Source organism: uncultured Gemella sp. (assembly GCF_963537375.1).
In the GTDB taxonomy this organism is placed as follows: domain Bacteria; phylum Bacillota; class Bacilli; order Staphylococcales; family Gemellaceae; genus Gemella.
On sequence record NZ_CAUTDQ010000005.1, the window covers coordinates 36,300 to 60,103 of the forward strand.

Annotated in this window: 22 protein-coding genes; 1 reads left to right on the forward strand and 21 read right to left on the reverse strand. The window is 30.5% G+C overall.

The window, feature by feature from the left end:
• Positions 1-441: 441 nt before the first annotated feature.
• The 12 genes from RYK99_RS01970 to RYK99_RS02025 all read right to left on the reverse strand — a co-directional run bounded on the left by RYK99_RS01970 (position 442) and on the right by RYK99_RS02025 (position 11,421).
• Entirely contained in the window at positions 442-1,440 is a 999-nt protein-coding gene (locus RYK99_RS01970; protein WP_314989661.1) for a D-2-hydroxyacid dehydrogenase, read from the reverse strand.
• A gap of 113 nt (positions 1,441-1,553) precedes the next feature.
• Positions 1,554-2,252, reverse strand: a complete 699-nt coding sequence (locus RYK99_RS01975; protein ID WP_314989663.1) for an HAD family hydrolase — start codon at positions 2,250-2,252, stop codon at positions 1,554-1,556.
• A gap of 101 nt (positions 2,253-2,353) precedes the next feature.
• The gene (locus RYK99_RS01980; RefSeq protein ID WP_271988045.1) at positions 2,354-2,500 is read right to left on the reverse strand and encodes a hypothetical protein; all 147 of its coding nucleotides are present in this window, start codon (positions 2,498-2,500) and stop codon (positions 2,354-2,356) included.
• A 41-nt stretch (positions 2,501-2,541) separates the two neighbouring features.
• The gene (locus RYK99_RS01985) at positions 2,542-3,213 is read right to left on the reverse strand and encodes a transaldolase family protein (RefSeq protein ID WP_314989666.1); all 672 of its coding nucleotides are present in this window, start codon (positions 3,211-3,213) and stop codon (positions 2,542-2,544) included.
• Entirely contained in the window at positions 3,194-3,871 is a 678-nt protein-coding gene (locus RYK99_RS01990) for an HAD family phosphatase (RefSeq protein WP_314989668.1), read from the reverse strand. The genes RYK99_RS01985 and RYK99_RS01990 overlap by 20 nt, the downstream gene beginning before the upstream one ends.
• 257 nt (positions 3,872-4,128) lie before the next feature.
• Positions 4,129-4,926: an SDR family oxidoreductase gene (locus tag RYK99_RS01995; RefSeq protein ID WP_314989670.1), complete on the reverse strand. Its 798-nt coding sequence runs from the start codon at positions 4,924-4,926 to the stop codon at positions 4,129-4,131.
• A 19-nt stretch (positions 4,927-4,945) separates the two neighbouring features.
• Positions 4,946-5,302: a PTS glucitol/sorbitol transporter subunit IIA gene (locus RYK99_RS02000; RefSeq protein WP_006364084.1), complete on the reverse strand. Its 357-nt coding sequence runs from the start codon at positions 5,300-5,302 to the stop codon at positions 4,946-4,948.
• A 91-nt stretch (positions 5,303-5,393) separates the two neighbouring features.
• Positions 5,394-6,401, reverse strand: coding sequence for a PTS glucitol/sorbitol transporter subunit IIB (locus RYK99_RS02005; protein WP_006364083.1), 1,008 nt, complete (start codon positions 6,399-6,401; stop codon positions 5,394-5,396).
• Between the two features lie 17 nt (positions 6,402-6,418).
• A complete protein-coding gene (locus RYK99_RS02010; protein WP_006364082.1) occupies positions 6,419-6,964 on the reverse strand; it encodes a PTS glucitol/sorbitol transporter subunit IIC in 546 nt (181 codons plus the stop codon).
• Between the two features lie 19 nt (positions 6,965-6,983).
• The gene (locus RYK99_RS02015) at positions 6,984-7,424 is read right to left on the reverse strand and encodes a transcriptional regulator GutM (protein ID WP_031553997.1); all 441 of its coding nucleotides are present in this window, start codon (positions 7,422-7,424) and stop codon (positions 6,984-6,986) included.
• Between the two features lie 15 nt (positions 7,425-7,439).
• Entirely contained in the window at positions 7,440-9,350 is a 1,911-nt protein-coding gene (locus tag RYK99_RS02020; protein ID WP_314989673.1) for a PRD domain-containing protein, read from the reverse strand.
• A gap of 313 nt (positions 9,351-9,663) precedes the next feature.
• Positions 9,664-11,421, reverse strand: a complete 1,758-nt coding sequence (locus tag RYK99_RS02025) for a 1-deoxy-D-xylulose-5-phosphate synthase (RefSeq protein WP_314989675.1) — start codon at positions 11,419-11,421, stop codon at positions 9,664-9,666.
• Positions 11,422-11,785: 364 nt separating this feature from the next.
• Between RYK99_RS02025 and RYK99_RS02030 the strand changes: the two genes are divergently transcribed.
• Positions 11,786-12,622, forward strand: a complete 837-nt coding sequence (locus RYK99_RS02030; protein WP_314989677.1) for a DegV family protein — start codon at positions 11,786-11,788, stop codon at positions 12,620-12,622.
• Positions 12,623-12,753: 131 nt separating this feature from the next.
• Here the strand turns inward: RYK99_RS02030 and RYK99_RS02035 are convergent, their stop codons facing one another.
• From RYK99_RS02035 to RYK99_RS02075, 9 genes are all read right to left on the reverse strand, one after another.
• Complete coding sequence (locus tag RYK99_RS02035) at positions 12,754-12,948, reverse strand: heavy metal-associated domain-containing protein (protein ID WP_314989680.1); 195 nt, start codon at positions 12,946-12,948, stop codon at positions 12,754-12,756.
• Between the two features lie 22 nt (positions 12,949-12,970).
• Positions 12,971-15,424, reverse strand: coding sequence for a heavy metal translocating P-type ATPase (locus RYK99_RS02040; protein ID WP_314989682.1), 2,454 nt, complete (start codon positions 15,422-15,424; stop codon positions 12,971-12,973).
• Between the two features lie 294 nt (positions 15,425-15,718).
• Positions 15,719-16,381, reverse strand: coding sequence for an RDD family protein (locus RYK99_RS02045; protein ID WP_314989684.1), 663 nt, complete (start codon positions 16,379-16,381; stop codon positions 15,719-15,721).
• A 12-nt stretch (positions 16,382-16,393) separates the two neighbouring features.
• On the reverse strand, positions 16,394-17,371 hold the full coding sequence (gene sppA / locus RYK99_RS02050) for a signal peptide peptidase SppA (RefSeq protein WP_314989686.1): 978 nt from the start codon (positions 17,369-17,371) through the stop codon (positions 16,394-16,396).
• A gap of 85 nt (positions 17,372-17,456) precedes the next feature.
• The gene (locus tag RYK99_RS02055) at positions 17,457-18,803 is read right to left on the reverse strand and encodes a DUF4767 domain-containing protein (protein WP_314989687.1); all 1,347 of its coding nucleotides are present in this window, start codon (positions 18,801-18,803) and stop codon (positions 17,457-17,459) included.
• Positions 18,804-18,814: 11 nt separating this feature from the next.
• The gene (gene dnaB, locus RYK99_RS02060) at positions 18,815-20,176 is read right to left on the reverse strand and encodes a replicative DNA helicase (RefSeq protein ID WP_314989689.1); all 1,362 of its coding nucleotides are present in this window, start codon (positions 20,174-20,176) and stop codon (positions 18,815-18,817) included.
• 22 nt (positions 20,177-20,198) lie between these two features.
• A complete protein-coding gene (gene rplI / locus RYK99_RS02065) occupies positions 20,199-20,642 on the reverse strand; it encodes a 50S ribosomal protein L9 (protein WP_003147963.1) in 444 nt (147 codons plus the stop codon).
• A gap of 31 nt (positions 20,643-20,673) precedes the next feature.
• On the reverse strand, positions 20,674-22,620 hold the full coding sequence (locus RYK99_RS02070; RefSeq protein ID WP_314989692.1) for a DHH family phosphoesterase: 1,947 nt from the start codon (positions 22,618-22,620) through the stop codon (positions 20,674-20,676).
• A gap of 2 nt (positions 22,621-22,622) precedes the next feature.
• Complete coding sequence (locus RYK99_RS02075) at positions 22,623-23,624, reverse strand: DUF2232 domain-containing protein (RefSeq protein ID WP_314989694.1); 1,002 nt, start codon at positions 23,622-23,624, stop codon at positions 22,623-22,625.
• Between the last annotated feature and the right edge of the window lie 180 nt (positions 23,625-23,804).

Here is a 23,804-nt window from a genome sequence, read left to right on the forward strand (position 1 = left end):
TTCTCTCCTTCTATATTTACACTTAAAATTTATAATGATAAATTCATTATATACCTTTCCCTTTAAAGTTTCAATACTTTCACATTATTTTTAAGTATATTTTAACTATAATTACTCAAATAAAAACTATAAACACAAATAAGAATAGACAATATCGCGTATACATTTAATGTATTAATAAAAAAATAACAAAATATTAAATATCAAAATATAACGTTAAAATAATAGATGGTCCTTATCTTCTTTTTAATAAAATAATATTTTACCAGCCTTCGATTTACATAAATTCACCATAGAGAAAAATTTATCTTTAATTTTTACAAAACAAAAGTTAGCTCTGCAATAAGACCTTCTTTAACATTCAAGAAAAAAACATTTCTCTCGTCAAGGAAGTCATACATTACAAAACTAACTTTTTATGTTTTCTATTAAGTTTTTTCTTTATTTATTTACAGCATTCGCAGATGTTCCAGTTGTAATTACATCTACAGCAGCTTCTAGTCCACCATCTACAAGGTTTTGAATCGCAGTTTCTGTGTAGAACGCTGTATGTGGTGTATAAATTACATCATCACGATCAATTAAAGTTTGTAACAACTCATCATCGAACTCTTTTCCTTCAAAGTTTTTAGGAACATATTTACTTTCATTTTCATATACATCTAACCCTGCTCCAAGAAGTTTCCCACTATCTAAAGCACGTAATACAGCTTTAGTATCAACTAGCATACCACGAGCAGCATTTAGTAAAATTGAGTTATCTTTCATTTTAGAGATAAACTCATCATTTACCATGTGGTTGTATTCTTTAATAGCTGGCATATGAATAGTTATTACATCAGAATTTGTAATTAATTCGTCCAAATTCTCAACATAAGTTAAAACTTCTTTTGCAGCTTCATTTTGATAAACATCATACCCTAGAACTTTAGATCCTAAACCATTAAATAATCTAGCAGCTTGAGTACCGATTCTTCCAGTACCAATAACCCCTACTGTTAAAGTTCTAAGTTCACGAGATAAAATCCCTGGATTCCAAGAGAAATTATGTCTTTCTAAATTACGTTGGATTTTGTTAGTATTTCTACTAATTCTAAGTGCTGTCGTAAGTACGTGCTCAGCAATTGCATTTGGTGAATATGATGGTACATTTGTCATTTTAATACCAAATTTATTCATTAACTCTAAATCATAAATATCAAATCCTGCAGAACGAGTCGCAAAGACTTTAATACCTTGTTCATGAGCATATTCATATACATCGCTCTCAAAAGGTTTATTTTGCGCTAAAACTACACCTTGTTTTCCTTCTAATAAATGTTTATTAGCAGATGAAAGTTCTTCTGTATAAACGTCAATTTCAACCTCAGGATGAGCATTTCTCCAACTTTCTAAAGCACTCTTTTCATCTTCTCTTAAATTAAAAAATACTAATTTCATATCTTTTCCTCCTGTATACAAGATTATGATTATTCAATACCTAAAACAAATATTTTATTGAATATATATAATTAATTTTACCATAAAAATTCGTATCCTAAAATACTTTTGTCTTATTTTTCAATTATTTCTTTAATAATTTCAAACAATTCATAATTGTTTTGAACTTTTTTATACATTTCAGTACCTGGTGGATATTCTTTATTATAACGATTAATCCAAATCGCTTTCCATCCCGCATTATTCGCTCCAACTATATCATTTTCTAAAGAATCACCAATGTAATATAAAGATTCAACTCCTAGTTGTAACTTCTCTTGCATAGCATCAAATACTCTAACATCCGGTTTGTTTATTCCTAAATCACCTGAAACAATAATATTTTCTCTAGGAATCCATTTTTCAACACCTAAAGCGTTCACTTTAGCCCATTGATGATCGCTAAGACCATTAGTTATGACACCAAACTTCACATTATTCTTTTTAGCAAGTTCCAAAATACTTATCGTTGTATCAGACATTTTTAGTATTTGTTGATTTTTCTTATATTGCCTTTGCATACTAAGAGCCTGTTCATCTGTTAGATATACACCTAAATCTTTTGCCGCTTCTTGGATTCGATAAATATGATACTCATCCATCGTCATCTCACCATTTCTAGAAGCTTCAAATTTCACATCACTATAATATCTACTCAAAAGATAAAATTTCTCCATATCAATATCTATATCAAATAGACTCCTAAACGCATTTTTAAATGGAACTATCTGTTCATACAGAGTATCATCCACATCAAAAACAAGACCGATCATTTAATTCTCCTTATATTAAAATCAACTCAATATCATTATAACTCCACTACTAAGCTTAATAACTTAGTATTTTTAGTTATTCATTAAGTTGATTTTAAACATTATTTTATTAACTTTTCTATTTTATTCTTAGCTTCTTCTAGTGTCTCACTACTCTCTAGTTTTTCTAAAACTAACTTTAGAAGAGTTTCTTTATACTCCATAAACTGTTTATCTGTCATTTCTTCTACATTATTTATGTTATCCATACTAATCTCCAATTCAAAACATATTTTATTCTTATTAATTATTATATCATATCAATAATTTTTTTATCACCAAATTTATTTTTCCAATCAATTCCAAAATCTATAACAGACTTATCTGTATAAGGATGCCAAACGCTTGTTTCTATTAATTCAGGAGATATAGTTGCCGCTTCAGCTCCTTGAAGCAAGACTTCTTGAATCTGTTTTATATTTTTAAAACTTGCTGCCAAAATCTCTGTAGGATAATCTATTAATAAATCACTTATTACAGAAATTGTTTCTGTTGCGTCTTGCCCAACATTTTCCATTCTATTTACATACGGCGCTACATAACTTGCTCCATTCATAGCGGCTGCCAATGCTTGCATAGGACTTAGAACTGCTGTAGCCGTCACCTTAATCCCTTCTTTTGAACAAAGTTTAATAGCTTCTAAACCAGCCTTTGTTACAGGAATTTTTATATAAAATGTTTCTCCAAAAAACTTTCGTAGTACTCTTGCTTCACTTAATATTCCTTCAACTTCACTTTCTGTTGTTTGTATATGAATTTCATATTTATCATAAGTAAATTTCTTTAATTCTTTTAAAATATTTTTAATATTCCCTTCTACTTTTGATAATATTGTTGGATTAGTCGTTATCCCTGTTATCTCTCTATATTTCGATATTTCTTTAATTTTTTCTACATCTGCACTATCTATTAAAATTTTCATTATTTTTCTCCTCTAAAATACTTATAACTTCTCCTAGATTCCCAACAATTCTATGAGTTCTTTCTTTACACTCTTCATCTGGTTTAAACATATCGGGAACCATAATAACCTTAGCTCCTGCAGAACTACCCGCTATTACTCCCGCTTTTGAATCTTCTAAAACTAAACACTCTTCTGGTTCAACTCCTAGACGTTCTGCAGCCAATAAGAATACATCTGGTGCTGGCTTACCATTTTCAACCTCAGCTCCACTAGCAAACTCATCTATATATTTCTTCAATCCTGTTTTTTCCATATTGTTAATTATATGATCCATATTTGATGAAGAAGCTACGGCAACTTTATAATTACTTTCTTTCAAATATTTTAATAACTCTTCGATATATGGCATTTTCCTTGGCCCTATAGTAAATAAAATATTTTCTATATATTTATAATGATCATCTACTAGTTGTTTTCCACTAACATCAGAATTTTTAAAATAATTCTCCCAAAACTCATAAATACTTTTCGTAGTAAATCCCAATACCAAAAGTGTTTCTTCTTTTGTCATATCATATCCTTGCTTTTTGGCACTATGAATAAATGCTTCAGTTGCTAAGCTTTCCGTATCAACCATTAGTCCATCCATATCAAATAACACAGCTTTTATATCCATTTAACCAACCTCACTTTTTACTCTTTACAATCATTATAATAGAAATAATAAAAAATCACAAACTACAAAAAATGGGAGTGACTCAAAAATCGCGATTTCGTAGAAATCGATTTTGTCGAGTCACCCCCGCACAGTTTATTAGATATCTAAAAAGCTTTTATAAAGCGAATTTAGATATCAATAAACCACTGCGTCTATGAGTTTTCTTGTAAACTTTTTTAGAATCTAGGACTTTGGGGTTAACCCTATTTCATCTATTAACCTCTTGTTTTTCCACCCGCTACATTATACGTAACACCATGAACATAACTTGCTCTATTACTTGCTACGTATGCAACTAAATCCGCAACTTCTGATAATTTACCATCTCTTCCTAGTGGAGTAGTTTTTGTACTTGTATACCCCGCACGAATTTGTTCTACTGTTACACCACGAGTATAAGCTAAGGCTTCTTCGTAAGCTAATGTTCTAAGTCCTGTAGCTTCTAATATACCAGGAGCTACACCTACTACTCTAACTCCTAATTTACCTAGTTCTTTTGCCCAAGAACGTGTAAGTGAGTTTACAGCATTTTTACTTGCTGCATAAATACTTTGACCTTCTGATCCTTCTAAACCAGATTCTGATGACATATTTACTATTACACCGCTACCTTTAGCTACAAGTACACGTCCAACTTCTTGAGAGAAGATAAATAGACCTTTTACATTTATATCCATAATTTTGTCGTATACTTCGTCACTAAACTCATATTTCCCTTCAGGATCATTTTTATCTACTAATAAACGAGGAATATTAATTCCAGCATTATTTACGAGAATATCGATTGTTCCAAATTTTTCTAAAGTTTTAGCTACAACTTCTTTAACATCGCTTCTCTTAGTTACATCACATTTAACATATAGTAATTTATCATTATCAGACTCTTTTTCTGCTAAGTCACTTACTACTACGTTACATCCTTGATTTAAGAATTCATCAACTACTGCTGCTCCAATTCCTGATGCTCCTCCTGTTACTACTACTGTTTTTCCTTCTAAATTTAACCAACTCATAATTATTTCTCCTTAATTATTATTTTTCTATTGTAATTTTTGTATTTATATCAATTGCAGGACAGCTTTTTTCTTCCACTACGATTGCCCCTGGTAATAGGTTATCTAAATCTCCTGAAAAATGAACTGTCAGATGTCCTAAGTCTACTAGATTTTTCTCAGCTACATCACCTACACCAAGAATTTCAAACTCTTCTCCATCTACTTTTAATGTTTGACCTACTTCAATAGTTGTATTAGTAGGTACTACATCAATTCCATAACAATAATCTTTTAACATATCTGGTGCATTATCTCCAAAAAGGATAAACATCCCATCACCAAATTCACCTACAAGACTTCCTTTACTTTTTATTGTATTTTCATAAATTATCATACTCATTCTTCCTTTGCTTATTTTTTATTTCCTTCATTTACGGTCGACTATGTCGTTAATGTAGGAAGCGAAGACCGCTTCCTATAAAATTTTAAGAGTACATTCCAAAGCTTGCTAACCAAGCTACAATAACCCTTGGTACCCCAATAATAAATCTTGAGTAAAGTACTGATACTACCCCTACTTCTACTGTTTCTGGTTCTGCTTCTGCAAGACCTAAACCAACTGGGATAAAATCACAAGCACACTGTGTATTAATTGCAAATAATGCAGGTAATGCTAATTGTGGTGGAATAGTTCCTTTTCCAATTTCAACCCCTATTAATGTACCGATAATTTGAGCAATTACTGCACCAGGGCCAAGTAACGCAGATAATAATGGAATAGAACATACAAATCCTAAAGCTACTAATCCAAAAATATTTCCTGCTAGAGGAGTTAATAATTTAGCAAACCAGTTACCAAATCCAGATCCTTGGATAACCCCTATTAACATCGCAACAAATGCCATAAATGGTAAAATTGTTGTTATCATCGATTGAACCGCATCTCTTGCAGCTTGATATAGTGTGTGAACTACTTTACCAGCACCCATACCGATTTTTTGAATAACAGATGATTTAGCATTTTCTGCTAAACTTTGTGAAACTTTTTTATCTGCACTATATTTAAATTCACGTTTTGGTTCTTCTTGAGTTTTTTCCTCAACTACTACTTCTTCACTACCTTCAGCTAATGAGATTTGGTCTAATCCTACAGCTGAAACATAAATATCTTCTTTAATAAATTTAGCAAGTGGTCCACTTGGTCCAACAGGCATAATGTTAACTGTTGGAATTCTTTTTTGTGGATAAATACCACAACGTAATGTTCCACCACAGTCAATAATTGCTAAGAAAATTTCTTCGTCTGGTACTGATGTTTTAAATCCATTAACCGCAGTAGCACCTGTTAATTTTACGATTTTTTCTACGATTTCAGGTTCAGCTCCACCACCTGTGATATATAAAATTTTATCTTTTCCTGGTTTTGGAGTTACTACTAAAGGTCCACCGAAACCACCACTACCTTTTTCTATTTTAATTGTTCCGTATGTCATAATTATTTCTCCTAATCCTACGCTTTTAATTCATTACTTAATTCAATTTTTTGTTGTTTCATAACTATTTTTGTTGTGAAATCTGTAACCCATCCAGCAAAGAAGTTCATTACTAACCCTACAAGAAGGTATCTAATTGCTAATGGTGTAACGTCTAATCCTAATTGAGTAATTCCATTTGCAATACCTAAGTAGATGAAAATTTCACCAACGTTAATGTGTGGAAATATCCCACTGTTTGTATGACAGTGATATGATGCAGATGCATAATAACTAGGTTTCATACGTTCTGGTAAAAATTTACCCATTGATAATGCCATAGGGTTTGCTAACATAAATGCAGAAACGAATGGTAAAATTCCGTAAGCTAAAATTACATTTTTAGAACACACTTTAGCAAATTTTTCTACTCTGTGTGGTCCAATAAAAGCAACTAATGCATTCATAAATACAAGTAGTAATAATACTTTCGGTACGATTCCTCCAACCCAACTTACGAATACTTTTGCACCTTCGTCAAATAAACCTGTAAAGCCTGATGCTAATTTAACAATATAATCCATATTGTCCTCCTTATAATATTTAATTTAATTTTAATTTTTTTGCTAATTTCCCAAATGGACTTGGCTCCATTTCAACCTGTCCACCAGCAGAAATTGTTTTATAATTAACAACTCCGTCAAGCACTGCACTAGTTAAAGATGCTGATAGTTTTATCGCTTTACAATCTTCTCTATTTATAGTCCCTACTTTAAGACCATTGAAATATTCAAATTTTTTAAATCTAGCAAGTACTGTTACTCCTTGCATAGCTTCTCCAGTGATAACCTTATCATTATCGTCTATAGCTAACATAACAATCGCTCCCGCACGCGCAGCACCTTTTTTTCTTCCTATTACTACTCTACCTATTCGTCTAAGTTTACTATAGCTTCGTTTAAAACTATTTAACTGAACATAAGTTAGAGCATACTGTAAAATAAACGCTAAAATAAAGAGTATTCCTAAAACTATTAAATTCATATATCCTCCTAATTGCTATCTATATAAATTAGTATTTTTTATAAAGTAATTTACTAATAAGTCATAATTATCTATTTTAGATATGTCTGTAATTAATTTTTCATCTTTAATAATAGAAATTAATTCATCATAGGTTTTAGCTAAAATCAACCCATTTTTTTCTCCTTCAGGTACACACGCCATAAATATTAGTTTTAAGTCTTCATTATCCTTAAATCCTTTTTCACTTACCCCTAGAGCAATTATTAAATCATCTCCCAGTTTATTTATCGTATGTGGAAATGCTACATTTTTCTCAAAAATCATAGACGATTTTTTTTCTCTTTCTCTGATTCTCTTTAAAAACTTATCATCTACTAAATGCTGTTTTATTAACTCTTCTATCATAAAATCAATATTTTCAGCATATGTTTTTTTGCTATCACATTTGAAAAATGTCTCCTCTCTCATCGAGCTTAGCAATACTGATTCCATTCCTCGAATACTAGGATTATTCATTTTATTAACATATTGTAGAAAATTAATTTCTTTTTTCAAGTACATCTTATCTAAAATTTCATTTTGATAAATAACCGGCGTTTCTGTTTCAAACTTTATATCTTCAGTAGAAATTATAATATTAAATTTACTATAATCAACTTTTTCAAAAGTGGTGTATGCTGATACTTGTGAATTTACTATTATACTTTCTATTTCATTTATCATAAGTTTGCTATATGCTGGTCCTGAATTAGTTATCAACAAGATACTTAGATTTTCAGATTGAACTTTTATTTTCTTCAATAATGTTTCAAAATATATTGCTAGATAACTAATTTCATCTTCTGAAACTATATAGTTATACTTATTATTAATTACTTTACTGGCAGTTTTAGCAATTTTATATGATACCGGATATTGTTCTTTAATTTTCTCTTTCATATTGTTGTTATATCTAACACCGTATTTTAATCGTTCCATTAAGAAATATATATGATAGATAAATTCTTCAATTATATCCGAAGTATCAAATTCAAGTCCATACTCGTAAACAACTGTTTCTAAAATTTCCTGAACAAGTTTTGTATACTCTTCAGTATATTTTAGATTTTCTCTTATTTTATTTATTTTTGTAGGAACTCTCATCGTAGCAAAGCAAATCGCTAAAAATTTGATTTCATCAGTAGATAAGTTTATCTTATATTTATTCTCTATATAATCTCTTATCTCTTTAATAAAAGGTTGTGCATAGTTGTTTAATAATTCTTCATATTGCTTTTTTTCAAAGTCTAGATAAAAGCCATTAGCAAATCGATCTAAAGACACTGTTAAGTATCTGAAAAATTCAGCTTTTGCCTGTTTATCAATTTTGTACTTTTCAAATGTTTCATCAAAAAACATATTATCATCTTTATCAAAAATATCTTCCTTGTACATATAATTAAAAATATTTTCTAAAATAAAAATTCTAATATCTTTTTCTAGACCAACTACTTTAATACCTGTATTAGGTTTTCCTTTTATAACAAGATTATAACTACTTATAATGTCATTTAATTTTTTTATATCGGAATTTAAAGTTGTTCTACTTACTATCATTTCAAAAGCTAAATCGTCTATTAGTGTACTTTCACCCGATGTAACTAATGTCTTAAATATATATACTAGCCTTACCTTACTAGAATCAAAATTAACACTAGCTTCATATATAGATCTTTTTCTCTTTAAGTATTCTTCTAACTTTGTAATAAAAAGACTATAATTTGAATTTTTATTTTCTATGTATGCACAGTCTTCAAATAATTCATTTAAAGATTTTATTTCATTACTAATAGTTTTTGAACTTACCTTTAATACATCTAGTAAATATTGATCCTGAACTAAAAAGTTAGATTCTAGTATATTTAGTAGTCTCAAACTTCTATTATCATAATTAAAAATCTCCATTTGCTTCACCACCTACATTTATTATAATGTTAACGTTTCAAAAAATTAATACAGTTATTTTCTCTTAAAAAGAAAAACGCTTTAATCCGCTAGAAAATCGGGAGTAACTCAAAAATCGTGATTTCAAAGAAATCAATTTTGTCGAGCCACTTATCGCAGTAGTTTATTAGATATCAATAAACCACTGTGTCTATGAGTTCTCATATGACCTTTGTTAAATTTTAGAACTTTTGGATCAACCCTATCATAATTTCTACACCATACGGTTTAATTATTAAAAAAACATCCCTAAAATATAGGGATGCTCCTTTAATTACAGACTCTCTATAATATTTTTTACTATATTTTCTACAGTTAAGCCATTTTCTTTCATTAATTCTTCTACATTATATCTATCATAGAATTTTTTACTTATTCCGTAGTTTTGTACTTTCAATTCTGTATTTCCTAAATAACTCGCTACAGTTTGACCGTATCCACCTTCTACTATACCATCTTCAACCGTTACAACCAATTTATGATTTTCTTTTAAAGAGTTTAGTAATTCTTTATCCAAACCAGTTAAAAATCTTGGATTTACTAATGTTGCCTCTATATTATGTTCTAATTTCAATTGTTCAGAAACTTCCTCTGCTAAGTTATAAAAATTACCTACTCCAAATATTGCAACCTGTTCTCCAAATTTTTCTACTTTATTTTTATTTAAAATAGAATAATCTGTTTTATCTTCTTTCCCAGTTTCTACAACACTCCCCACAGGAACACGTATAGCAACTGGATGTTCATTTTGGTTAATTGCCCATTCTAACATCGCCAAGTGCTCTTCTTTATTAGTAGGAGCTAAGTATACGAAGTTTGGTATATGCGATATAAGTGGAATATCAAAAAATCCTAAGTGACTTTCATCATTCATTGAATTTATAGAAGCACTGTATACTAATACTACCCCTGCTTGATTGTTTAATGCCATATCATGAGAAAGTTGATCATATGTTCTCTGTAAAAATGTTGATAATACAGCCCACACTGGTTTTGCTCCATTTTTAGCTAGTCCCGTTGTCATCGTTACTGCTTGTTCTTCCGCAATACCAACATCTACAAATTGGCTTCCCAATTGCTCTCTTAGTTTTCTATTAAAAACTATCCCTGGCGTTCCTGCATTGATAACGACAGCTAGTGGATCTTCATTTAATTTTCTCGTTAAATATTCAGAAGTGATACCATTATATGTTTGACTCACGGTACCTTTTTTAATATACTCCCCTGTTTCTAAACTAAATGGTCCTCCTGCATGGAATTTTTCATGATTTCGTTCTGCAGGTTCAAAACCTTTCCCTTTTTCTGTATAAATATGTAATACTACTGGATGATCTATATCTTTTACTTCTTTAAACAGTGAAATTATCTCCTCTAAGTTATTACCATCTTCTAAATAATGATAGTCATATCCTAAGGCTTTAAAAATATTGTTTGTCGCCTGCCCCTTAGTTTCACGCAACCTTTCTAATGCAGTATATATACCACCTTTAGGATTTTTAGCAATCGACTGATCATTATCATTTATAATAATTATTACATTAGTTCCAAGTGTAGCTATTGTATTTAATCCTTCATAAGCCATTCCACCAGATAGCGCTCCATCTCCAATAATCGCTACAACGTTACTTTTTTCATTCTTTAAATCTCTAGCATGTAAAATCCCACTTGCTAACGATAATGAGGTTGAGGTATGTCCAATAGTAAACAGATCATGCTCACTTTCTTTTGGATTCGTATATCCAGAAACATCATCATAATGTTTAGGATCTATAAATGCCTTTTGGCGTCCTGTTAGCATTTTATGAATATAAGTTTGATGCGATACATCAAAAATTATCTTATCTACAGGTGAATCAAATACATGATGTAAGGCAACTGTCATCTCTACCATTCCTAAATTCGGTCCACTATGGCCTCCATGAGAACTAATTTTTTCTAATAATACCGTTCTTGTTTCATCGGCCAGAGTATGTAATTCTTCTATTGTTAATTTTTTAAGGTCCTGGGGGCCTGAAATATTTTCTAAAATCATATTTATCCCTCCTATTTCTATCTATTTGTATTAATATCATTATAACATAAATTAATCTAGCTTAAGTATTCATTTTTATTATAGGTTTAGTGGTGCTTTTTATCATTCTTTGATTGTTGTTAAATATCTCCATCAATAAATATAAATATAATTAGAGATAAAGTATATAACTTTCTAAATTTATTTCAATATTATTAAAACCTTAACATTTATTTTATTCAATTTCCAACACTTTATCTATATATAAAAGTGAATTTTTTATTTCACTTTTTATTTGAAAAAATTTTATTTTTAGTGTATTATATAAAAATGTAGTAAAGCTACAATAATTTTGAATATAAAATAAAACATGAGGTTAAAATTTATGAAAACAGCTTTTGTGTGCGATTCAGCATTACAAATTAATAAAAATTTTGCGAATAACAATCCAATTACAGTTATCCCAGTAGAGGTTCGTCTTGACGATGAAATTTTTGAGGATAACGTAACTATTACTCCTGATGAATTTTACGAGAGGATACATAACGGACAAAAACCTAGCACAAGCCAACCAGCTGTGGGTAAAATACTAAGTGTCTATGAAGAATTAAAGCAACAAGGTGTTGAGCGTATCGTTGCTTTCAGTGTTTCTTCTAAATTATCCGGAACATACTCTTCTTTTGTACAAGCTAAAGAACTTATTGATGGAATTGAAATTAAAATAATAGATACTCTTCAAATAGCAAGAATGGTAGGAATAGCAATCGAAAAAATTATTAAAGAATTCGAAGAAGGAAGTTTAACATTTGAAAATATAGAAAAAAGATACATAGAGCTTTCACAGCAACACAATGTTCTTGTAACAGTAGAAACTATGCAATATTTATACGCAGGTGGGAGACTTACGAAAGCTCAGTTCGTTTTGTCAAATCTATTAAATATTCTTCCTATTATAACTATTAAAGATGGTCTACTTTCAGTAAGTGGAAAACATAGAGGAATGAATAAAGTTCTTTCAAAAATGTGTGAAGAAATAAAAGAAAATAATCCAAAGAGTCTATTTGTTCTTTATACGAATGATGAATTATTAGAAAAAGCATTATCTTCGATTAAAAAAACTTTCGGAGAAATCGAAGTAGAAACAGAAATCATATCACCTGTAATTGGATCTCATGCAGGACCTAAAGCTATAGCAATCGGATATTTAGGATACGACAAATAAATATTCATATTGAACACAAAAATACCTCAGAATTAGGATTATAACTAATTCTAAGGTATTTATTTATTAGGATTTACTCCAAATCACGATATCAAAAAAAATCAAATTTGTCGAATCAATTCCATTTTTTGCTAATCTATTTTAAAATTTGTTCCTTCTAATGCAGCTTGAAGATCTTCTTTTGATACTTCTCCTTCAACTACGACAATTTTTTCTTGAATATTAACTTCTATATTATCAACATTATCTAGTTTTGATAACCTTTCTTTAACTGCAGCGACACAACCACCACATTTTACACCTTCGATACTATATTCATTTTTCATGATTAATCCTTCTTTCTTTTTATTAATTTAATTTTACTCTTTTTAATCTTAAAGCATTTAATACTACAGATATAGAACTAAAACTCATTGCAGCTCCTGCCAACATCGGATTTAACAACGGTCCTCCGAATATATAGAATACTCCCATCGCAAAAGGAATACCTATAACATTATAGAAGAATGCCCAGAATAGATTTTCTTTAATATTTGTTATAGTTTTTTTACTTAAAACTATAGCATTAACAACAGAATTTAAGTCAGGTTTCATTAGCACTATATCTGCCGCATCGATTGCTACATCCGTTCCTGTTCCTACTGCTATTCCGACTTCTGCTTGTACTAGTGCTGGGGCATCATTAATACCATCACCGACCATTGCTACCTTTTTACCTTGAGCTTGAAGTTTTTTGATTTCATTTGCTTTATCTTCTGGTAAAACTTCACTAACAACTTTGTCTATTGTTAATTTTTCTGCAATTACTTTCGCAGTTTTTTTATTGTCACCAGTCAACATAACTACCTCTAACCCTAAGCTATGTAATTTTTCAACAGTTTCTAAACTACTTGCTTTTATTTGATCAGCAACAGCTATAATTCCAGCTAGTTCAGAGTCTACAGCTATGAATAATGGTGTTTTCCCTTCAGAAGCATATTTTTCTGCTTTTTCAACTGAATCTTTTGTAACAATATTATTTTCCAACATTAGTTTTTCATTACCGATAAGTACTGACTTTCCATCAACCATTGATGAAATACCTAATCCTGTTAATGAACTAAATTCTTTAACTTCTAACAGCTCTAAATTTCTATTTTTAGCTTCATCTACTATAGCTAGACCTAATGGGTGTTCTGAAAGATATTCTACACTCGCTGCAAGTTGCAATAGAACTTCTTCAGATAAATTATTAAATGTCATTATATCAGTTACTGAAATTTTACCTTCTGTCAATGTTCCAGTTTTATCAAATACTACAGTATTGACCTCTTTAGCTAACTGCAGAGCTTCTGAACTTTTTATTAAAATACCGTGTTCAGCTCCCTTACCTGTACCTACCATTATAGCTGTCGGTGTAGCTAAACCTAAGGCACAAGGACAAGCAATAACAAGCACTGCGATAATAATTTTTAGAGAAAAACTCCAAGATGCATCTCCAACAAAGTACCATAAAATTCCAGCTATTAGTGCTAAAACAATAACAATAGGAACAAATACTCCTGAAATTTTATCAGCAAGTTTTGCGATCGGAGCTTTAGAATTTTGAGCATCTTCAACAAGTTTAATAATCTGTGATAAAGTAGTGTCTTTTCCCACTTTAGTAACTTTCATTTTAAAAACACCTGTTTTATTAATACTAGCTCCGACAACTTTACTATTTATGTCTTTTTCTACTGGGATACTTTCCCCTGTTAACATCGATTCATCTACAGTCGAACGACCTTCAATCACGACTCCATCAAGAGGTACTTTTTCACCAGGACGAACAAGTAGTATATCACCTGTAGATATTTCATCTACCGCTACTACATGTTCTTCGCCATCTTTAATTAAATTAGCTGTTTTCGGTACTAATCCAACCAATTTACTTATAGCATTTGTAGTACGACTTTTTGATACCCCTTCGAAGTATTTTCCTAGTGTAATTAGTGTTAATATTACTGCAGCTGATTCATAATATAAATGCATAGCCGCGTGTGCATCACCTGAATACACTAAAACCGTTGAATAAACACTATATAAAAATGCAGCTCCAGCTCCTAACGCTACTAAAGTATCCATATTAGGTTTTCTTCTGAGTAGTGTTTTAATACCAACGCTAAAGAATTTTCTTCCAAGATACAAAACAGGTAGCACTAGAATTAGTTGTACTGTTGAAAATAACTTTGGATTCCCCATCGGACTTAAACTTCCCAACGTAGGTAACCCTACCATCTCAGCCATCGCTATGTATAATACAGGTACTGCAAATATAGCCGAATAAATAAATCTTTTCCAAATACCGTCTATTTCTTGTTGTTTTTTTTCAGCTTGGTCGTCTACCGAATTATCTATCTCTAATTTCGCTTTATACCCAGCTTCTTCTACTTTTTTCTCTATTTCAGCAACACTTAATTTTTCTTTATCGAATTTTACAACCATCTTTTCAGTAGCAAAATTTACAACAGCCTTTTCTATCCCATCTAAAGATGATACTGTATCTTCTATATTTTTCGCACAAGAAGCACAACTCATCCCCTCTAGGATAAATGTTCTTTCATCAATACTAGAAACATAAGTTAGCTTATATCCTAATTTCTCTACAATTTTCTCTACTTCAGTTCTATCTATTCCTTCTCCTCTAACAAGAGTAAGTTTACTTGTTGCAAGATTCACATTAACATCAGATAAATTATCAATCTGTTTTAAGCTATCTTCAATATGCGCAGCACAAGAAGCACAACTCATCCCCTCAACTATATATGTCTCACTTTTACTCATATACCAATCACACCTAACTTCAGATATTTTTTAAATCTACAACTGTAGTCCTTTTTGTAATTTAAGTATACTACCATCTAAAACTTTAGTCAATATTATCCTCGATAATCAATAACAGGTATCATTATGATATAGTGAGTGACTCAAAAATCGTCATTTCGTAGAAATCGATTTTGGAGAGTAATCACCTCATAGTGGGTGTTTTTTGTAGTCGAGACTTCATCTTCTCAACTAGCTAAAACCATTAATAAAAAAAGCTATAGATTAATTAAAATCTACAGCTTTAAAACTTATTTAATTTTTACTTTCTAATTTTTCATTCATCTGACGACGAAGTTTAGAGAAATCTTCTTTGACTACTACAGTATCAGCGATAAAATCGTGAAGTCCTTTTCTCTTATTAGTAAAAGCAACTGCTATATATGGGATATACGCCAAAAATATTGTTAGTAATCTACCAATCAATTCGCGATAAACCACATCAGAGAAACTCAGCTTATCACCTTTATTAGTTTCTACTTTTATCTTCATAATCATCTTACCTAAAGTTTGAGTAAAGAAGTAAGTCATCGCTATAAAATAAGTAAACATAACGATAACATAACTAAGAGATTCTTCTCCTAATATTGGGAAATCTAGTTGCTTATTCAAAAGACCAAAACTAAAGGTATTCAACAAACTAGCTACCGCATAAATAACAATCATATCGATTAAATATGCAACAAATCTAACCCAAAAACCTGCATAGAAATTTTTCGAAAGTTTTATATAATCTTCCATTGTTGTTGGCAACGAAAGATCTTTTTCTTTTTTATCAACTTTTTCTTCCGTTACTTTAGCATCTTCATTCTCAATAGTAGATTGTTCATTTTGTATCGTATCATTCGTCACCGCTTCTGAAGTTTCAGTTAGAAGAGGATCATTTGAAGGTTTATTATTATTAAATTCATTATTCATGTAAAAACCTCCTTATCCTAAGTAACTACGTTCTACTTTATTTGAATTCACTTCACTATTTAATTCAGAGATAAAACTTTTTGTTGTAGCTTTAACAAATCTAGAAATTAAACTTTCTGCAGTTTTATCAGCTCTTAATTCAATTACAGTTGGATTAGATAATCCTTTTTCTTCTTTTATTAAATCAATAAGCTCATCTTCCGTACCAATTTTATCAGCTAGTTTGTTCGCTACAGCTTGAGTTCCTGTATATGTTCTTCCATCAGCAAGTTTCTTAACTTCATCTTCACTTAAGTGTCTACCTTCAGCTATAGCTTTTACAAATCTTTCATATGCTTCTTTGTTTTGTTCTTGTAAGATTTTTCTAGTTGATTCTGGTAAGTCTTCAGTTAAACCACCTACTGCTTTTTGATCTCCAGAACGAACAGTTTCTTGTTTAATTCCGTGATCATTTAGGAATTTTTGTGCAGATACATAACTCATGATCACCCCTAAAGAACCGGTAGTTGTTTCAGTATTCACAAAGATTTTCTTAGCTGGTGTAGATACATAATATCCACCCGAAGCAGCTGTTTTCTTCATTGAAACATAAACATCCTTACCACTATTTTTTAATGCGTTATATAATTCAGCAGTTTCATAAACTCCTCCACCAGGAGAATTTACTGATAGTAATATCGCTTTTACATTCTGATTACCTTTTGCCTCTTTAATTTGATTCAATACAGATCCTCGTGAATAAGTATTCGTCATTTCAGAATTAATTTCACCTTCAATAGAAATCTTTTGAATTACTTGGCTACCATCTCCTTTTTTGAGAGTTAACTTAGTAATACTTTGCTCCTGTAAAAACTCTGTTAAATAGCCGTTTAATTCTGACTCATCTTTTTTATTATTATTACTTGACGATATAGTTCCTTTAATCAGTGAAAACACTACTAAGACAACAACAATTACTGTTGATATCAACCTTTTATTTTTAAAATTCATATTTTGTCCTCCAAAACTTTATTATAATATTTTTGTAAAAGGCCAGAGATAAACAACACTTTCGCTATCTGTCCCTAGCCTATTATTATGAACTCTTAACTATATTTTCAAACCCTTTTTGCAAGTCTACATTAGCAGTTCTTCTAAAGTAAACATATCCTTTGTCATTTCCTTGAGTTTGTTCAGTTATCAATACTATTGGTTCACCATTTAAAATAGTAAAATAATATAAATGGAAAAAGTGATTCTTTCCTGATGTTCCTACATCAGAAAATACAGCAACTATATTATACACATCTTTATAATTCCCTTCTGGCGACCACTTCATATTAACTAACTTATCACCTTCTAATACAAGGCGAGCATTCCCAACAGTTTCTGTTTCACCTGGAAGTTTTAATCCATAAAAATTAACTCTATTATCAGGTGTATACTCTTTATAACTTTGGTTTAAAGATTTTTCCCAACTTTTCACAAATTGATAAAGTTTATCACCTTTGTTTTTATTCCAATAAGCTGTACTTGTAGTTTTAACTTCTTCTTTTTTCTCTGTTTTTTCTTCAGATAATCCAGTAACAGTTAGAGTACGTTTGAATGTTCCGCTAACTTTCAGACCTTTTTTCTGAGCTTCATCTTTATTAAGAGTAATCTCTACATCTACTTTACTTCCGTTTTCTAGGTTTTCTGTAGGAGTATATTTAATCTCAGGTTTTTTCAAGAATTTCTTGATGTTATCATCTGCATCTTTTACTTCTGGAATTTCTACTATATCAACATTTACTTTACCTTGTCTGTTAGTACCATATGCGGCTAATTCAACCTTATATTGATCTAGGTGAACTACCTTATCATCTTTCTTGTAGAATTTAAAATAATAAACTCCCGCAGCAATAACACATATTAAAAGAAATGCAACTATAAATCCAAGTTTTGATGACTTCTTCTTAGGTTTCTCTTTTTTAGTTTCCTTGTTTTGTTCATCAGTATTTTCTTGATTTACATTAGAATAATTATCATTTCCTTGGAAATTATTATTAGCAAACTGATCATATTGACCATTTACTCCTTGCTCAAAATTAGTTTGATCATTCTCAATATAATTCCCCTCTTGGTCGTAATAACCATTTGTCATAAAGAATCCATTTTGATCATAATAACCCGCAGGTGCAAATTCATTATTATTTTGATTATTTCCATCATTTTGAATAAAATTACCATTTTGATCGTAATAACCATTTGAAATGTAGTTTCCATTTGGATCATAGTAGCCATTCGGAATAAAGTTTCCATCTTGGTCATAATAACCGTTTGATATATAGTTCCCATTCTCGTCATAATATCCATAAGGAATAAAGTTTCCATTTTGATCATAATAACCATTTAAATCATTATTAAATTCATTGTTTTGAGAATTAGTATCTCTATTCGTCATTACTTTCCCTCCTATTCAGCATAAGTTTTCGATACGAATTTATTGTATCGTTTCATAAATGCAAGTTCTGCAGTACCTGTTTGTCCATGCCTATTTTTAGCAATAATTACTTCAATAGTTGAAACATCACTTGTTTCTTGGTGTTCATTTTCATCGGCATCTTCACTTCTATAATAGTCCCCACGGTATAAGAATGAAACTATATCAGCATCTTGCTCAATACTTCCAGATTCCCTAAGGTCACTCATCATAGGGCGTTTATCTTGTCTAGATTCAACACTACGAGATAGCTGAGATAATGCGATAACAGGACATTCTAGTTCCCTAGCCATTTGTTTTAAGCTACGAGAAATCTCAGATACCTCTTGTTGCCTATTATCAGTTCTCTTACTTCCTTGAAGAAGCTGAAGATAATCGATAACAACAAGATCTAGACCATGTTCTGCTTTTAATAACTTACATTTTGCTTTTACTTCATTTACTTTGATAAAAGCACTATCTTCAATAAAGACATTTTTTTGATTTAAGAAATGAACAGCTGTTTCAAGTTTCATTAGATCATCATTATCTAAATCACCTTTTTTGATTTTTTCAGAATCTATCATTCCTTCACTACAAATCATCCTAGAGACAAGTTGATCAGCACCCATCTCTAATGAGAATAGTGCCACGGTTCTCTTCTCTTCTTCTGAACGAGGATTTTTCCCAGCGATATTAAGTGCGATATTAAGCGCAAATGCTGTTTTCCCCATCGCAGGACGAGCTGCAAGGATAATTAAATCCCCTTTACCAAAGCCTACAAGTTTGTCTAATGCTCCATATCCTGTAGGTACAGCAACATTCTGACCTTCTCCAGCCATACGAGCCAAGATTTCTTTAAAAACTTCATCAGTAACATCTTTCATATTTTTAAACTGAGATGTTTTCGCTCGTTCCATCGCACGTTCAACTTGATCGAATAATGTAGCAGTTAAAGAGTCTATGTCAGCATTACCTTGATTCATCTCTTCAGTACTATTTAAAAGTGCTGCTCGAATTTCTCTATATATCGAATATCTTTTTACTAAATTCGCATAGTGCATAATATTACGAGAACTTGGAGTAATATCATACAAGTCCACTATATATAATGAGGCATCCACTGTTCTGAATGCCCCACTATTATTTATTTCTTCAAAAATCGTAGTGGTGTCAGGTATTATTTCCATTTCATCTAAACGTAAAATAGCACTATAAATATCTTTATTTCGTTCATCATAAAAGTCTTCCGGATCAACCGTTGCTTTGACTTCTATTAATTTCTCTGGCTCTTGCATCAGAGCCCCTAATAACGATTGTTCTGCCATTACAACAGAATCTATGTGATATTTCATATTGTCACCTTCAAATTATTTACTATTGCTCCACCACATGAACTTTAATAGTTCCTTCTACTTGGTTGTGTAGTTTGATTTTAACATTTGTATATCCTAAAGATTGGATACCGTGTGGTAAGTCGATTTTTTTCTTATCAACTTTAAGGTCGTGTTGTTTCTTAAGTTCTTCAACAATTTGTTTAGAAGATACTGATCCGAATAATCTTCCACCTTCTCCAGATTTAACTTTGATTGTCACTTCAAGACCTTCTAATTGTTTTGCAAGTAAGTTAGCTTGAACTAATTCTTCTTGTTTGTCTTTTTCAACACGTTTTTGTTGTCCTTTAAGTGTTGCCATATTAGCATTAGTTGCTGCTACAGCTTTTTTATTTGTTATTAAGAATTTTGCATATCCATCAGCAATTTCCTTAACATCTCCTTTTTTACCTTTTCCTTTAACGTCTTCTAAAAATATAACTTTCATTACAATTTCTCCTTTTATCTATGTTTTTATTTTATGATAATATTTTATCGATAGCATCATTTAGTCGCTCTAAAGCTTCGTCTAAATTAATTCCCTCTATTTGAGTTGCTGCGTTGGCAAGATGACCTCCACCACCAAGCTCCTCCATAATTAATTGAACATTTATATTACCTAATGATCTTGCTGAAATTCCAACTTTACCTTCTTCTAAATATCCTATAGCAAAACTACATTCAATTCCTTTAAGAGTTAGAAGTAAGTCTGCACTTTGAGCAAGCATTACATTAGTATAATATTTATCTTCAGGGGCTTTTGCCATGATAATTTCTGGTGATTTTTGAATAGAATTATTAATAATTTCTACCCTATTCATAAAGTTCTCAAACGGTTCTTTTAGAATTGTTTTTACTCTTGTTGGATCAGCTCCATTACTTCGTAAATAAGCAGCTGCATCAAATGTTCTAGAACCAGTTCTTATTGAGAAGTTTTGAGTATCTACCACTATTCCACCAAGCATGATTGTTGCTGCGATAGGAGTGATTTTTTCTATTTTAGTTTGATACTCTATTAATTCTGCGATTAATTCCGATGCAGATGATGCATAAGGTTCAATGTAAGTTAACAACGGATTAGTAATTATATCCTCACCACGTCTATGGTGATCAATAATAACTTTTCTATTAGCCTTAGATAGTATCGCAGCATCAATAACACGTGATGCATCAGAAGTATCTACAACGATTAATGTTGTTTGAGGAGTCATAAGTTCCCAAGCTTCATCGCTATCGACAAACACTTTTGACAACTGTTCATCCGAATTATTAATTTCAAACATTACTTTTTGAATTGTTTCGTCTCTGTCACTATCATTTAAAATAATGTAACATTCTTTACCTACTATTTTAGAAAATGTGTAAATACCTACACAAGCTCCAACAGCATCAAAGTCAGGACGTTTATGCCCCATTACGATTATTTTATCACTATCACTTACAATATCAGCTAACGCATTAGATACAACACGCGCCTTAATTCTAGTACGTTTTTCTTGTGGGTTTGTTTTACCACCATAAAATCTAATCGTACCATCAACATCTTTCATAGCAACCTGGTCGCCACCACGCCCTAAAGCTAAATCAAGTGAACTCTTCGCAAGTTCTCCTAATTCCGGTAAGAAGTCAGTTCCCATACCCACACCTATACTTAAAGTAATAGGTGCATCGAATTCTTCTTTTAGATTTCTAATAGTATCTAAAATCTGGAATTTTTCTTTTTCTATTTTCTTTAAATCTTTTACATTTAAAAGTCCAATAAATCTATCGTCATCGATTCTTTTTAGATAAATACTATTTTTCTTAGCCCAATCTGTTAAAGTAACAACTACAGTAGCATCTAATCTACTCGCTACTTCATCTTCTAACGAATCATAAACATCTTCATAATTATCAAGACTTAGATTAAGAATAATAGGCCTTGTATCTCTAAATCTCTGCATAACAACTTTACTTTCTGTAATATCAAAGAAGTAAATATAACCACTATCTTTTTGATAGTTAACTTTATAAAATTTACCAAAGATTTCAAACTGATTATCTACCGGAGTTTCCAGTTCAAATAACTCTGAAATTTCCGGCATAAGTTCTAAGATATTTAGACCTTTTATCTCTTCAACTTTAATATTTTTATAGATAAAGTTATTAGCCCATTCAATATTCTTATTTTCATCTATTACAATTATACCAATAGGAAACTTATTAATTCCTTTTTCTGATGAATCTTTTATTCTATTAGTTAATTTACTAATATACCTTTCCATCTGTTCTACAGCTTTTTTCTTCTGAAGAATATAGAATACGAAGATTAAAAGACCTATCAATAAATAAATAACTAAACTAAAAATATCAAATATTCCGCAAAGTATTGCTCCTATTAGAAAAATAGTTGAAATTATCAATTCATATTTTCTTTTTCCATTCATATCTATTCCCCCTTCTTCATAATAATATAACCTTCTCTTAACTTGAATATACTATCTATAAATCCAAGTAATTCAAAAATCGGACTGAAGATCAACATTAAAACAAATGTAATTGGTTTTGCTATAGTGACCTTATTCTTAGTTTTTTGTTCGATAAAGAAATATGCTGTAAATAAACCATTTAGAATAAATGCTAATGCTAGTACACCTGATATATTTTGAAACAATATATTCCAGAAACTATATTTATTTTCATCTAATTCCATCTCAAATAACAATGTGATTAAAGAAACTCCAATGTATATATATCCACTTTTTGAACTTAATGTTATACGACTAAATTTTGGAAAAGCTGGAATAATCACATATTCTCTAGCTAATAAAGAAAGCGTATATTGTACAATTGCTAAACTATATACAAATAACATTATATATAAAGTTACTGGAAATGTTCTCTGCATACTTGAGAAACTTTCTAAAACTAAATTTTTATCTACATTTTGATTCATCTCTACCATTGAATTTACATAGTTATTAATAAACTCCAAAATCTGTTTACTATCTATAGTTATATTTCCTAATCTTATAGATAAAAATACATATATAGCAATTCCTAAAAATAATACTGTAGCTATTGCTACCACTAAAAATAACTTCGAAAAACGTAAATCTATGGTTTTATATATTATATATGCAACAGCCATGTGAATCCCAAACCAAAACATCATTATTGGAGATCCTAACAGTGCTAATATTATCCCCCCTGAAGCAATTAACGGAAGATACAATTTCAATCCTTTAGCTCCGAGTACATATGTAAGAGGAAACACAGAAAGAAATGCTGCAACAATTTCAATATTTAGTAGTGTTCCTAATAATATTAATAATATATAACCAACTGAATATGCAAATATTTTTAAATTACTAGGTTCTTTAAAGAAAAATCTATTTAACATTGCTTTTGCAATTTCTTTTGTCAATAAATCTGAAATGTTATTATCCAAATTAACACTCCTTTTTCGTTTTTATAATACCCTTAAAAGTAACTCTAACTATATAGGTATCTTTATTATTATATCAAATTTCCCAGTTTTTTTAAAGGAAAATAAAAATATTAGAACTGTTGTCTATGTAGTGTTACAATTGATGTGAGACAAAATATAAAAAAAGAAGAGTAAATCCTG